Annotated in this window: 12 protein-coding genes and 1 pseudogene; 3 read left to right on the forward strand and 10 right to left on the reverse strand. The window is 35.7% G+C overall.

The features are described 5' to 3' along the window. Positions 1-14: 14 nt before the first annotated feature. From mbcS to refZ, 6 genes and pseudogenes are all read right to left on the reverse strand, one after another. Positions 15-1,579, reverse strand: a pseudogene (gene mbcS / locus RCG17_RS06595) (acyl-CoA synthetase MbcS). Between the two features lie 133 nt (positions 1,580-1,712). Then, a complete protein-coding gene (locus tag RCG17_RS06600; RefSeq protein ID WP_308174440.1) occupies positions 1,713-1,913 on the reverse strand; it encodes an alpha/beta-type small acid-soluble spore protein in 201 nt (66 codons plus the stop codon). A gap of 114 nt (positions 1,914-2,027) precedes the next feature. Beyond that, entirely contained in the window at positions 2,028-3,233 is a 1,206-nt protein-coding gene (thiI, locus tag RCG17_RS06605) for a tRNA uracil 4-sulfurtransferase ThiI (RefSeq protein ID WP_308174441.1), read from the reverse strand. After that, positions 3,234-4,376, reverse strand: a complete 1,143-nt coding sequence (locus tag RCG17_RS06610; protein ID WP_308174442.1) for a cysteine desulfurase family protein — start codon at positions 4,374-4,376, stop codon at positions 3,234-3,236. 120 nt (positions 4,377-4,496) lie between these two features. Beyond that, entirely contained in the window at positions 4,497-6,197 is a 1,701-nt protein-coding gene (gene ezrA, locus RCG17_RS06615; protein ID WP_308174443.1) for a septation ring formation regulator EzrA, read from the reverse strand. Positions 6,198-6,468: 271 nt separating this feature from the next. Next, positions 6,469-7,086, reverse strand: a complete 618-nt coding sequence (refZ, locus tag RCG17_RS06620) for a forespore capture DNA-binding protein RefZ (RefSeq protein WP_308174444.1) — start codon at positions 7,084-7,086, stop codon at positions 6,469-6,471. Between the two features lie 152 nt (positions 7,087-7,238). On the opposite strand from refZ, the gene RCG17_RS06625 reads away from it, so the two are divergent. Beyond that, positions 7,239-7,721: a GAF domain-containing protein gene (locus tag RCG17_RS06625; protein WP_308174445.1), complete on the forward strand. Its 483-nt coding sequence runs from the start codon at positions 7,239-7,241 to the stop codon at positions 7,719-7,721. A 52-nt stretch (positions 7,722-7,773) separates the two neighbouring features. Here RCG17_RS06625 and RCG17_RS06630 read toward each other — a convergent pair whose 3' ends face one another. Continuing rightward, positions 7,774-9,648, reverse strand: coding sequence for a sensor domain-containing diguanylate cyclase (locus RCG17_RS06630; protein ID WP_308174446.1), 1,875 nt, complete (start codon positions 9,646-9,648; stop codon positions 7,774-7,776). Positions 9,649-10,096: 448 nt separating this feature from the next. On the opposite strand from RCG17_RS06630, the gene rpsD reads away from it, so the two are divergent. Together rpsD and RCG17_RS06640 are read left to right on the forward strand one after the other, a co-directional pair. Next, entirely contained in the window at positions 10,097-10,699 is a 603-nt protein-coding gene (rpsD, locus tag RCG17_RS06635) for a 30S ribosomal protein S4 (protein WP_308174447.1), read from the forward strand. A 273-nt stretch (positions 10,700-10,972) separates the two neighbouring features. After that, positions 10,973-11,650: a hypothetical protein gene (locus RCG17_RS06640; RefSeq protein ID WP_308174448.1), complete on the forward strand. Its 678-nt coding sequence runs from the start codon at positions 10,973-10,975 to the stop codon at positions 11,648-11,650. 677 nt (positions 11,651-12,327) lie between these two features. On the opposite strand, the gene RCG17_RS06645 is transcribed toward RCG17_RS06640, so the two are convergent. The 3 genes from RCG17_RS06645 to RCG17_RS06655 form a co-directional block, all read right to left on the reverse strand. After that, positions 12,328-12,546: a hypothetical protein gene (locus RCG17_RS06645; protein ID WP_308174449.1), complete on the reverse strand. Its 219-nt coding sequence runs from the start codon at positions 12,544-12,546 to the stop codon at positions 12,328-12,330. Then, entirely contained in the window at positions 12,506-13,171 is a 666-nt protein-coding gene (locus RCG17_RS06650) for a DUF3990 domain-containing protein (protein WP_308174450.1), read from the reverse strand. Before RCG17_RS06650 ends, RCG17_RS06645 begins: the two co-directional genes overlap by 41 nt. A gap of 601 nt (positions 13,172-13,772) precedes the next feature. Further along, the gene (locus RCG17_RS06655) at positions 13,773-14,000 is read right to left on the reverse strand and encodes a hypothetical protein (protein WP_308174451.1); all 228 of its coding nucleotides are present in this window, start codon (positions 13,998-14,000) and stop codon (positions 13,773-13,775) included. Positions 14,001-14,424 lie beyond the last annotated feature (424 nt).

Genomic DNA, 14,424 nt, shown 5'->3' on the forward strand with positions numbered 1-14,424 from the left:
AGGTTTTTATGGATTTATGTTGTTTTTATTTCTTTTTGCCTTAGCTCAATACGTCGGATTTTACCTGAAGTTGTTTTAGGAAGCTCTGCGACATATTCAATTTTTCGTGGATATTTATATGGTGCGGTTAAACGCTTTACATGATCCTGAAGCTCCTTCGTTAGGTCCTCATTAGAGATCACATGATCCTGCAGTACGATATATGCTTTTACAATACTGCCGCGGATCTCATCTGGACTTGCCACAACTGCACATTCTTTTACGAGCCGTGTTTTACAAGAGCATCTTCCACCTCAAAAGGACCAATCGTATAACCTGAACTTATTATAATATCGTCGCCCCGTCCTTCAAACCAATAATAACCATCCTCGTCCTTTTTGGCTTTATCTCCTGTGAGATAATATTCACCACGAAATTGACGTGAGGTTCTTTCCGGGTCCTTGTAGTAATTTTTAAAAAGAGCTGGAGTATTAATATGAACGGCAATATCTCCTACCTCTCCTGGCGGACAAATATTTCCTTCTTCATCGATGATTTCGACGAGGTTTCCTGGAGTTGGCTTGCCCATTGAACCAGGCTTTAATTTCATCCCTTTAGTAATTCCAACTAACAAAGTGTTTTCAGTTTGACCATAACCATCACGGACTTCAATATCAAAATACTTTCTAAACGTGTCGATTACTTCTCTATTCAATGGTTCCCCTGCTGAAACGGTATTTTTCAGATGTGGCAAACGGTATTCGTTTAGAGTTTCAACTTTAGCCATCAACCTGTATTCAGTTGGCGTACAGCATAAAACATTGATCTGATATTTTTCAAGAAGAGATAAATAGGTCTTTGGTTCAAATTTCCCATGATAAACGAATCCAGTAGCCCCGGAACCTAAAACAGATAAAAAAGGACTCCAAATCCACTTTTGCCAGCCAGGTCCAGCCGTGGCCCAAACTGTATCACCTTCTTCAATACCCATCCAGTTTTGTGCAGCGGTATTTAAATGGGCATATGCCCATCCATGCGTGTGAACAACCCCTTTAGGATTGCCAGTTGTCCCTGATGTATAGGATAAAAAGGCCATGTCATCACGGTTCGTATCAGCTGCTTCTAGAGTGTTGGAAACGTTTTCTATTTCCTCTTCTAAAAAATACCATCCTTCAACCTTTTGACCAATTGAGAATTTAAGTATAGAGGAAATACTATCAAATTGATCGACAAAGTCACTATAACTGATAACAGCTTTGACATCCCCGTGATTAATTCGATAAAGCAGGTCTTTTTCACGGAGCATTTCTGAGCAGGGGATTACCACCAGTCCAACCTTTAGGGCGGCTAGGTATACTTCATATGCCTCGATCAGGCGCGGTGTCATGATTAAAACAACGTCTGATTTTCTTAGCCCCAGCTTTAAAAATAGATTGCCAATTTGGTTTACTTTTTTCATTAGTTGTTCATATGTAATCTGCTTTTTTTCTCCAAATTCGCTTACCCATTTTAAAGCAATTCTATTTGGATCCGTTGCATAACGTTCGACCTCTGACACTAGATTATATTTTCTGGGAGCAATTAGTTCTTCTTTCCTCATTATTTTCCTCCTTAATACAAGCTTCATGAATATTATACAAAATTTTCGGAATAATTGGAATTTTTTTGAGACCAACGTAAAAAGAGGACAGGATAACCTGTCCTCTTTGTAGCCATATTATTTGTTTTTTAGCTTAGCGGAAAGAACCGCCGCTTAATTGTTGTTGTGCCATAGACACTAGGCGCTTTGTGATTTCACCACCAACAGAACCGTTAGCGCGTGAAGTTGTATCAGCACCAAGCTGTACACCAAATTCAGAAGCAATTTCATATTTCATTTGATCAAGGGCTTGCTCTACTCCTGGCACTAATAAGTTGTTTGAGTTATTGCTCATGTGATTCTCACCTCCTTGTGAGTATAGAATGTGTAGAATCACAAGGCTTCATTCTTAAATAACATTGGTAATTATTCGCATTATTTATAATAAATGTGAAAAATTAATGTCAAATTAAAATAACTCATTAAATGAGGCTTCTGTAGATGAATCAGGCTTTATGATCATTGTTTCACTGTTATTTACAGCCTCTTGAATATAGACTTCAAAATCCATAAAGCTCTCATAAAAATTCACTTTTTCTCTTCTCGGTTTTGTTTTCGGTGATGCAGGAACAAAGATCGTACAGCAATCCTCGAAAGGCCTTATAGAAATATCGTGGGTATTAATTTCCTGCGCAATTTTTATTATATCCGTTTTATCCATCATTATCAAAGGCCTTAAAATAGGCGTAGTGGTTACTTCATTAATGGCATACATACTTTCAAGCGTTTGGCTTGCAACCTGCCCAAGACTTTCGCCTGTAATAATCGCAAGAGCTTCATGTTTACGTCTTAATTCATCAGTGATCCGCAGCATTAAGCGCCGCGTTGTTGTCATAACATAATTTTCTGGTATTTGTTTACTTACTGCTTCCTGTGCCTTGGTAAATGGAACAATGTGAAGTGTCAATGTACCTGCAATTTCAGACAGCTTTTTTGTTAAATCAATGACTTTTTGTTTGGCACGTTCACTCGTATAGGGCGGGCTGAAGAAATGAACAACCTCAAGCTCCATCCCTCGTTTCATTGCCATATATCCTGCTACAGGGCTGTCTAGTCCTCCTGAAAGCATTAACATGGCCTTGCCGCTAGAACCGACTGGAAGCCCTCCAGGACCTAAAATCGTTTCAGCGGACAAATAAGCTGCCTCAGCTCTTATCTCAACCTCAAGGTTAACAACTGGATTTCTTACATCAACCTTTAATTCTGGAAAACTCTTTAAGATGTGTGCACCCAGAATTTGATTGATATCATCTGTGTTATATTCGAATGTTCGATCCGCTCTTTTAGCCGAAATTTTAAAGGTTTGTTTTGAATGGTAAAGATTCCGAAATAATTCATCTGCAGCCTGTTTGATTTTTTCAATATCTCTTTCAACTTTTACTGCAGGACTAAATGACCGTATTCCAAAAATCTTCTGAAGGATCTTGATGATTTCAGTACTATTTTCTCCATTTAAAAGAATGAACATCCGGTCCCGGCCAGCTTCTATTTTAACCATTGGATATGATTGAAGGGCATCCTTTATGCTTCTTCTTAGCCTTTCAACAAATTGATGACGATTTCGTCCCTTTGTAGAAATTTCCCCATAACGAATCAGTATGCGGTCATAATTCATTTACATTCTTACCTTTCCGTATTGATTAGCCATTTTCTTCACGACTTCAATAAATGTTAACACTTCTTCCAAGGTGTTTTCGAAGGAGAGGCTGACCCTGATTGCACTTTGGGCCAATTGGTCGGAGACACCCATGGCAAGAAGTGTTTTACTTGGTGTTTTTCGTTTTGACGAGCAGGCACTTGTCGTTGATGCATAAATCCCTTCCAGTTCAAGTGCATGAATAAAGGTCTCAGCATTCATCCATGCTACTGAAAAGTTGAGAATATAGGACACTGCTCGTTCAGGACTTGTATGAATGGTAATACCAGAAATTTCACTAAGTCGCTTAACTAATGTTTTTTGTATTTCTTGTAGCGATTTACTTTTTTTTTGGATTTTTTCATTTGAAATTCTAAGAGCCTTAGCCATGCTTACAGCTCCTGCAACATTCTCCGTACCGCTACGAATATTATTTTCTTGATTCCCGCCTGAATTTAGTGAAGAAAGTTTTACCCCATCCTTAATAAACAGGGCTCCTACTCCTTTTAATCCATGAAATTTATGGGCGGATACTGAAAAAAGATCGACCCCCATCTCTTTTAAATCGATCGTCATTTTCCCGACAGCTTGAACAGCATCGACATGAAATATAACCTTGGGAAACTTTTTGAGCAGTTTACCGATTTCGTTAATAGGCTGAATTGTACCAATCTCGTTATTCACGTACATGATTGATAGTAAAATGGTATCAGGTCGAATGGCTTTTTCAACATCTTCAACCCTGACGACTCCATATTGATCAACTGGTAAGTATGTAACGGCAAATCCCATTTGTTCAAGCTGTTCCATCGCATTACTTATGGAAGGATGTTCAATTTTTGTCGTAATTAAATGCTTGCCTCTATTCTTATGCATAAAGGCTGTTCCCTTAACCGCCAGATTATTACTTTCCGTTCCCCCAGAAGTAAAGTAGATTTCCGATGGATTCACCTTTAAAATGCTGGCTATCTGTGCCCTTGCTTGTGTAAGGAGTTGTTCTGAGCGTCCGCCCAATCCATGCAATGAGGATGGGTTACCATAATATTCATTTGAGACCTTTATAAAGGAATCAAGGACTTCTGGGTATGGTTTTGTTGTCGCACTGTTATCAAAATATATCATGGTCTTCCACCTTCTAATGAAAACCGTAGAGCGAAAAAGCCCTCATTTCCAAATTTCATAAGAACATCTTATCAAAAATAAAAACCGATTCAAACCATTTGGCTGAATCGGTTTAAGCTTTTAATTAAGAATTTCTTCTTTTGAAACAAGCTTTTCAATCCTTTTTATTGCTCCGGGGTCAATTGATTGAATTGATGTTGCTGCTTGTTCCAGTGCGTTCTGATAGTCATAATTACGAAAAGATTTTTCAGCTTCATCTAAGGCCTGAGAGACTGTTGGGTATTGGCTGCGATAGCGGTTTCCATATTGGATTACTCTTTCGGCAAGCATTGCATTTTCCAACAATTCAAAAGTGGCACTAATGAGTTTGTCCACTGTCAGGACGGCAATCTCCAGATATTGATTTACGGAAGAAATATCAAGTGGCTTTTCATCAAGCTGCTTTTTTACACTATCAATGCTTTCCTTCCCATCTTGAAAGAGATATTTATATTCCTCTGGTACTCCAGGAAGATTGCTTTTTGAAATTCCCCTTACAGCTTCACTGACTTTTTTACTTAATTCAAGGATTTTATCTCTTGCTTCTATTTCATCTTTTCTAAGTGCCTGTAATCTAAAAAAGAAGTTGTGTTGCTCTTCTCTTACAGCGTCCAACTGTTCTTTTATTTCCGTTAGTTCTTCCCTCACAGCTGTTAGCGCAGTTTCGTTATTTTTGACTTTTTCACAAAGAATTTCAAAACGCTTATACAATGATGACAATTCATTTTCAAGCTGCATTTGTGTTTCAAAATCTGCTTCTGTTAAATGATAACTTTGCTGAATTTCCATCAATTCATTATTAAGCTGATCATTCTCTTTACGAATTGTATTTAAAAGCTCATTCGTTGCCTCTTCATTCTGTATCACAAAATGTTTGGCGTGAACCTCTTTTTCTAGAAGGTCAAAAAGTACATCAATTCTTGTCCTAATCTCTTTCATTTCTTCGTCTGCCTGCTCTAAATTTGCTTCTTGCACATTATTTAAGCAGGTTTTAATGTTCTCTTCCAAGTCTTGAATTTCATCCAACAATTGAATATGTTCCAAATAGTATCCTTTCTTTACCATTTCAAGAAAACCATCACGGATATCTGATAATTGAGAAGGAAGAATGGATTGGCATTCGATTAAATATTGCGGGATCATTTCCATCTGTTTTTTTATGTTTTCCAGTTGGGCTTTGGTGTGCAGCACTGTTTCGCGTGCTTCTAAATAATTCCCGTTTCTGGTCTTTTCTTCGTATTCCTGAAATTTAGTTGTTACTTCATTTAACTGTGCCTCTAGATATTTTTCTGCTTTCCCAAAACTATGGTGATGGGCGAGTAAATTCTTTTTTGCTTCCCGATAAGAGTCTTTTAATTGTTCGGTCTCAACCCTATTTTTTTCTTCGCTTCCGACCAAATCATTTAATTCACTAAGAATGCTTTTTATTTCCTCTTCAATTTCCTGCAATTTATTCTCAATTCGTTTTTGAGCTTCCTTTGCCTTTCCAAATCGATACCGATCAATATATTCTTCCGCATCAAATAAAAGTTCTTCTAAATTTGGTACTTTCACAGTAACGATATCGTCCCATTGGCTCCGCCAGCGTTCAAAAAGTTCCTCAGTTTGTCCGGTCATATTTAGCTGCTTCACTTTGGACATCTCATCACGAACAGGTCTATCTGTAATATCCAGCTTCCAGGCTTCCAGCCTATCCATTTCCTTAAAATACTTTTTCTTAATAAAATACCCTACCGTTATCATTACGAGTATAACGACAACCAATCCAATGATGTACTTCACACGTAAAGCCTCCTGTTCAAACCAACATCGTCACTTAATCCAACATGATCTATGTAAATGTAAAATCAATAAGTTCAATTCAATGTACTTATGATACCATGTAACCGACAATTTTTGACTATTTAAATTCAACTTTTTAAATAAAGTAAGCAAAAAATTTAATTGCAATGAAAATTTAACACAGATGCTCTGAATGGTAAATAGTGGAATAGCCCTGAATGAAAAATGAGGATGATTCAAAGGTATTATCCTTGATCCATCCTCACGATTTTTATGAAATCAGTGCTTCTTTTCTGCATAATACTTCATCAATCCATTTGTAGACATCATGCGCATATTTTTCAGCGAAAAAGCGTTCGTTCGGAAAAACGTATAATACTTCTCTTAAATAATTTGTATTCAAAAAAGGCATAATCCACAAACCTTTAAGTTGTACAATCATATAGGTAATGGAGTGACGGTGGAATTCTCTTTGTTCAATTCCTTTTTCCAAAACCCTTTGCAGGTAAAATTTCTCTTTGGTATAGTAAGTGGCCATTATTTCCCTTACTAATTGAGAATCAATAGACATTTCTCTAAAAATAAAGGTTGTCAGCTGGATATTATCACAAAGAAAATTCAACAGGTTAGCAGTTATTTTTTTTAAACAAAAGGTTGCTCCATGATCAATGCAAGCAAAGCCTTCTTCAATCTTAACCATATATTGCTCAAAAAAAGACGTAAAGCAATACTCTAATAAACCATGTTTATTTTGAAAATAATAGGAAATATTGGCTGGATTTACTTTGGCCTTAGCTGCAATATCACGAATGGAAGTTCCAGAATATCCTTTTGTATTAAACAACGACACGGCTGCGTGAACAATTGCTTCCTTTGAATTTTTCTTCATCTGCTATCCTCCTTTTAGGGTGAAATTCTCCCTGTTTTATATTTTCTTTTTTTATGCTTCTATTCCTTCAAGATTTTCTCGACAAATTTTAGCTAGTTTCAGCTATTTTTGCTAAAATAGAAAGTGAATTCCAAAAGAAATAGGTGAAAAACATGTTTAATGTCGAAAATTACAACAAAGATAAACTAGGGAATTATGAATTAGTAAAAAAACAATTGCAGGCACTTGTCCATGATGAACATAATCAAATTGCCAATTTAAGTAATGCATCTGCACTTTTAAATCAGTTTCTCGATCGGATTAATTGGGTAGGCTTTTATTTAATGGAAAACGATAGAGAACTTGTACTAGGTCCTTTTCAGGGTCTCCCTGCTTGTATACGAATTCCTTTAGGAAAAGGTGTATGTGGAACAGCGGCATTAAAAAAAGAAACGATTCGTGTGGAAGATGTTAACACTTTTCCTGGTCATATAGCCTGTGATTCCGCTTCACAATCTGAAATTGTTATTCCGTTACTAAAGGATGGGAATCTGTTAGGAGTTTTAGATATTGATTCTCCTGAAAAGAATCGTTTTAATGAACTGGATCAACAGAAACTGGAGGAATTTGTTGAAATATTAGTGCAAAGTCTTTAAACAAAAAGGTCAACCCTCAGTTACCATCATTGGGTACGGGGGCTGACCTTTTTTAACTGGCTTTAATGCTGTCTTCTTGGGTTACAACCTTATTTTTTCCTGTCCTTTTAGCTACATAAAGGGCCTCGTCTGCTCTTTTAAATAGGTAATTATATGTATCGGTGTGGTCCTTATTCCAGTAGGAAATCCCGCATGACACTGTTACATGAGGATTTGAATGTTCATCTACCTTTTCCACAAGTCTTTTTGCAATAGCCTCTCCTGCTGAAAGTGAAACCATTGGTAAATAAATCGCTAATTCTTCTCCGCCCCAGCGGGCACCTACATCATTTTCACGAATATTACCTTTTATTAAGTTCGCAACTTGAATAAGTACCTCATCACCAACTTGGTGACCAAAGGTATCATTGACACGTTTAAAATCGTCAATGTCAATAAGAATAAACGTACCTTGTTCATCTTCCTTCATCGAGCGATTAATTTTTTCATCAAGATAATTTCGTGAATGAAGCTTCGTTAAATGATCAGTGATGATCATCTTTTCTAATTCCTCACGAAGCATAGAATTAGTAAAGGCAAGTGTTGAATGGTGGATTAAAGATTGTAACAGCTTAAATGTTTCAAACGAAAAGAAATATGGTTTCTGATGCATCACGATGGCAATCCCTTTTAACTGACCGCCAAGATCCATCGGGACAGCCATTACAGAACGGAATAATGTTTCAGTTTGCATTGACAATGGTAAATCCCCAATAAATAATGACTCCTGCTCTTTTTCAATCGTTTCTTTCACATAATGTATGTAGGTTTGTGCTTCTTTTGTCGAGAAAAAAGCTGTTGAGCCGGGTAAAACTTTATCAATATTTTCGTTGGTTGCATATAAAAAAAAGCCAACCTCCTGCGCACTGAAGGATTTCATAATCTGATTTGACATGTAATGAATCGTTTCACTTAATCGCAGATTTGAATTAAGGCAGTGGGAAGTTTCATTAATTAATTGCAGATCGGCGATCAACTTTCTCGATTGATGATATAATTGGGCATTCTCCAATGCGCTGCCAGCTGTATTGGCAAGCAATGTAATAAACTCAATTTCATTTTTAGGAAAAATAACCATATTCGGAGCATTGACAACTAAAACACCATACACTCCCTGCTTCCCTTTAAGGGGAGCATAAAGAGTAGATTGCTGCATCGAATTTTCAAATTTAACTGTACCTGTAACATACGCTTCCATTGCTATGTTGTTCTCATTATCATATTCCAGGTCTCGAATAGGCAGTTGGCTGCGATTGTGATTATCTTGCGAAAGTAATAAATAATACGAAAAACCTGGATATACTTCTTGTAGTGAGAGGACAATTTCTTCTAATAAATTGTCCATGTTCATGGATGAATGGAACTTTTCAGTGACCACATACAATTGCTTATACTTTTTTTCTTTTAAAATAATATCCGACATATTTTGAACTTTTCCAAAGTACAAACCGTATGCAAATCCTATTCTTTTTAATCCCTCATCCGTAAATTTATTTATATTGGAACCATTTTTATCTTTAATGGCAATAAAGCCTGTTACTTCAGTCTTTTTTATCATTTTAATAAGGAAACTATAATCCTGAAATTCCGATGGAAGATTACCTTTTTGAAGCAACATACTATTATTTATAAAATTTGGCAGCACTGTTCCTGGAATGATTTTTGGAGGAGGTGCTTCATTCTCCTGTATAAACCCTACTAATTCAAACTGACGTTTCCATTCTTCTAATTTGTATATCGAAACTGCTTCAACACCTAAAATGTTAAGAAAAATTTTTAATGTTTCCTCAACAAACCTTTCAAAGTGAAAGACTTCGAAATCATCATCGATCAACTCAACAAAGCAATCCTTAAGTTGAAGTATTAACTTTTTCTCGAGCTCTTCCATACGATTATCACCTATTTTGGTACAGATTTCACCTCATATCAATACCATACCATTATTTCGAGTAGTTATATTTAAATGAATTTGAAATTTTTTAAAAATTTCAAAGTTATTTCATATATTTAACTTTTATTATACCATAAGCATTACAATCTATCTGTGAATATTAAAGAGTATGGTTATTCAAAGTATTTAAAGGATAAACCTAAGAAATTCAAACTTACACTTGACTAATACCCAATAAAAGTAATATAATACTCTTTGTGTAAAATATTGCAGCCTATATGAACGCCTTATTGGATTCATTTTGTTCCTCATACTTAAGTTATGACGGTGTATCTTGTAACCCTCTGCTGCTAGGGCGAAGGTGCATGAAAACAAAATGACCTTTATTGCTGACTCATAACGGTTTTTATTTTACCAAAATAAAAACACTAAGGAGGAGTCTTTCATGGCTCGTTATACCTGCCCAAGCTGGAAACTATCCCGTCGTCTTGGAATCTCTCTAAGCGGCACAGGTAAAGAATTAGAAAAGCGTCCTTACGCTCCTGGACCACATGGTCCAAACCAACGCAAAAAGCTTTCTGAATATGGATTGCAATTGCAAGAAAAACAAAAGCTTCGTCATATGTACGGTGTTACTGAACGTCAATTCCGTAACCTATTTGACAAAGCAGGTAAACTATCTGGTAAACACGGTGAAAACTTCATGATTCTTCTTGAGTCTCGTTTAGATAACGTTGTTTATCGTTTAGGTCTAGCTCGCACTCGTCGTGCTGCTCGTCAGTTAGTTAACCATGGTCATATTCTTGTTGATGGTTCTCGCGTAGATATTCCATCATACCGTTTATCAGCTGGTCAAACAATCAGCCTTCGCGAAAAATCTCGCAACCTTGAAGTAGTGAAAGAAGCAATCGAAGTAAACAACTTCGTTCCTGATTTCTTAACTTTCGATGCTGATTCATTAACAGGAACATTCACTCGCTTACCAGAGCGTTCTGAATTACCTGCTGAAATTAACGAAGCACTTATCGTTGAGTTCTACTCTCGTTAATAAAAATGCTTTGTAAAAGGCATTAAAGAAACCCTAGAAACATTGTTAAATCAATGGTTCTGGGGTTTTTTATTTGTATTCTGCTTTGTAATAAAATGTATTATCCCCCCACTATTTGGGGGAGGTTTTGGGGGAACTATTAATAAAAAAAATGTGGACAGACGCATTAATTCTGGCAGGGGGATTCCTCAACTTGAAGATTAAGTTTTCGATCCATCATCATGATAAGGGATAAGATTTATAATCTTTCATGAATGTGAGGTTGGGATCAGAATGGATAGATTTAAAGGAATTCTTTCCGGTATGCTTTTAGGTGACGGGAGTTTATCCTATGGCGGAGGAGCTAATGCTTTTTTGAGGATTCAACATTCAGAGAAACAATTAGATTACTTACTTTATAAATCCAAATTAATTGAACCAATGTTTAAATTTCATATAGCCGAGATTAAACCGAGTGGTCCAAAAAATCCAAATACCAATTACTCATTGAAAACACACCGAGACAAATTTTTAACAAAGATAATAAAGATTGTTTATCCAAAAGGAAAGAAAAAAGTAACAACAGAATGGTTGAATTGGCTAACAGTAGAAGGATTAGCTCTTTGGTATATGGATGATGGATGTCTAGTGAAAAGCTATTCTTATAACAAAAGTGGAATATGGCGTATTTATAGGCGTGTTTGTGAATTTAGTACCCAAGGATTTACATTGGAAGAAAATCAATTACTGATTAAGTTTCTAAAGGAAAAATTTGACCTGGATTGCAAAGTAAAAAAGACCACAATGAAAAAGTACGGTACTTATTACAAAATAAAGGTCATGACACCATCAGCAAATAAAATGTTTGAAATGATAAAACCATATATCATACCGGGCATGGAATACAAGATTAATATGGAAAATAATCTATCACCAAACAAATATAATGGTTATCAATATAAAAAAAAATGAAAGCTATCAATCGTTTATAGTTCAATAAATTGAAAATTTTAAAGGCAGAGTTAATCTCTTGCCTATTTTTTTGTTGCCATGGTCTTTTCTAACTATTTTATATATTTGCTACCATAAAACATCTAACGGACTTTTCCCCCACCCTGTCAAGGTGGTAAAGTAAATAGAATTATAACAGATATATCCTGAAATTGTTGATTTAATAAGCATGTATTTTTCAATTTATGATTTCAATGGGTGAGATTGGTGGCAGTATGTTCAGTTTTGCCACCAACTTGCCACCAACCACCAACATTGTTCCAGCACTCTTCATGTGCGGTGTGCTGAATATAGTAAAACAAATTTATCTATGGATGTATTTTTGTTCACCTTATATTCTTTAGGTAGGGAACTTTCCTTACTCCCATATAATTTACTTTTATATTCTTAGTAAATAATTCAAGGATTACCAAAGCCCATTCCGATCCAGCCGTTATATCTACACCACCACCAGGACTAGGTTCGGAATTTGTATAGTGACATACCCTTCATCCTGCAATCAGCTTTATTTATAACTATATAAAACTGATCCAGACTATATATCTTATTTTTCATTTTGTACGCCTAATACTCCATTCCCTTTACTCCTGTAAAATAACAATTTGATAAAACAAAAAAAGGCTCTATATATTGAGAGCCTAAGCTAAAATAAATTGAGAATTTAAAAGTTTATCTACCCAATATCTTGGAGGATAATGCATGACTAACTCAGGATCATTGTCAATTAAATCTATATATGGTGATTCCTCAAGCAATCTTTGCGCTTCTTTACTGGGAATACCCAAGCGAATTCGAACTTCCTTAACAACTTTTTCGTTATATTTCTGAAGTAACTTTTCTTGTTCTTCCATATGCATGAGTTAACACCACCTTTTTGTATTCAATGAATTCCAGTGCACTTCTTGTATGAAGAGAAAGTTGATCATACTTATTTTCAATATATTTATCATTCTGTATTTCTTGATAAAATTCTTTTAAAGTCATTTCACCATCATCTACTTTATAAGTCAAGCCCATGATGCTTCCATCACCTAATGGACCATATACATAATCCCAAGTTAATTCCCTATTGTTAAAGTCTTGAAGCTCTAATTCCAACTCATAGATGCTTTTCTCTGACCTGTTTGCATAAACAAAATTTGCCCACCTAGGAGTACATTTCGGAAAATGAAGACCATTCAAAAAGCTTAATCCTTCTAAATCAACGTCAAAGTGAACTATTACCCCTTTTACAATATCAGGTATATAATCCGAATCACGTTTAGCTTTACCAAGTTCAATAATATTGTGAGCTTTTTCCTTCTTTTCCGCCCATACTTTTGCTTGCTCAAAATTCGAAGTTAGATAAAAGCCTTTACTGAAATCCGTTTGAGGCATGCATGCGTTTAAGTCAATTCTGGAAGCAATGTTTTTAACATGGTTACTTGTAGTCCCATGATAAAGAGTGTTCGGTAGTTTATCTATTGTTTGGACTAAGCTCATTATTTTACCTTCCTAATTTAATTTTACCCAAATTATAACATAATATTCAGAAAAATACTCACCTTAAAATAATTGCTAGGCACAAATATAGCAGAACCAGAGGTAATTTGTTGTCACAACTGAACTATAGCTTTCTGAAGACTTGAATGCAATTGTCACCGCTACTACTTTTATGACCGCCATTCCCCCTATTAAGTTCAAAAAGCTCCTATAACAATAAAAGCCCCTTCGTGTGTGAAAAGGTATCTTTTGTTAATCCTCTAAACGAGGCAAAGTCACCCCAGGCGTTTAGGCTACCTTTAGATTATTTTTACAAATTTGTGATTAATGTAACCGCAATATTTATCGGAAAATTATAAAATATTTTATGTTAATAAAGAAGATCGAGGTGAAGTTATGGTAGGAGAACACGTTTGGTTTGCTGGAAAAGAATACGTAATTGTTTATATCTACTCTAACGATTATTGCGAAATACAAGAGAAACGAAACAAATTCCACTATGAATTAGTACCTTTAACAGACTTGAAAAGAATACCCACTCCCTTAACCACAAAATAAACCCAGGTTCCGGCCATAGTTACGACATACTAAAATAGGCTGGCTATTGCCGCCTATTTTTTATGTCTATATACTCTATCTGCTGCGTTATGTCCTTACCATCACACAAAACCTGTTCCAGACTATCAACATGCATTTCCCGTTGCACCTTTGTCCACCAATCATATGCGACCTCCCAAGGTTGTTTACCTTTTAATGTGAAACTGCCCCTTTGTAATATTTTGCTGCCACTTGCCCCTGATCTGTAAATAATTTGTAAGGTTACAATCATTAATCAAACTCCCCTTTCTGGTACACCTATTGCTAAAATAACTAATAAATTGAATGATGTAACAACAATGGCTAAGTAGCCCACTCCCTCTATGAATAGGCTTCCTAATGCTAAACAATCATTTCTTTTTTCGCAGTCGCATATCACAATTAAATTCTCTCATTTTATTATAAACGAACATATATTCTTTATAGAAATAAAATAAAAAGGACCAACTAGGTCCCATAATTGACTTTCTCGAGTAAAGCCCCCTTCAATAAGGAGAGTTATATTGAAGGAATAGACTTTTCGCAGGTTCAGAAATTGGCGATAGATAGAGATATAGATTGGTGGGAAACCAAAAGAAGCTCAATCAATAAGAAATCAAGTCTGGCATACCAACATGCCACAATGAAAAGCCCACCATAGAAAGACCCCTAGAATT

This window comes from Neobacillus sp. PS3-12 (assembly GCF_030915385.1).
Classification (GTDB): Bacteria; Bacillota; Bacilli; order Bacillales; family Cytobacillaceae; genus JAEVLT01.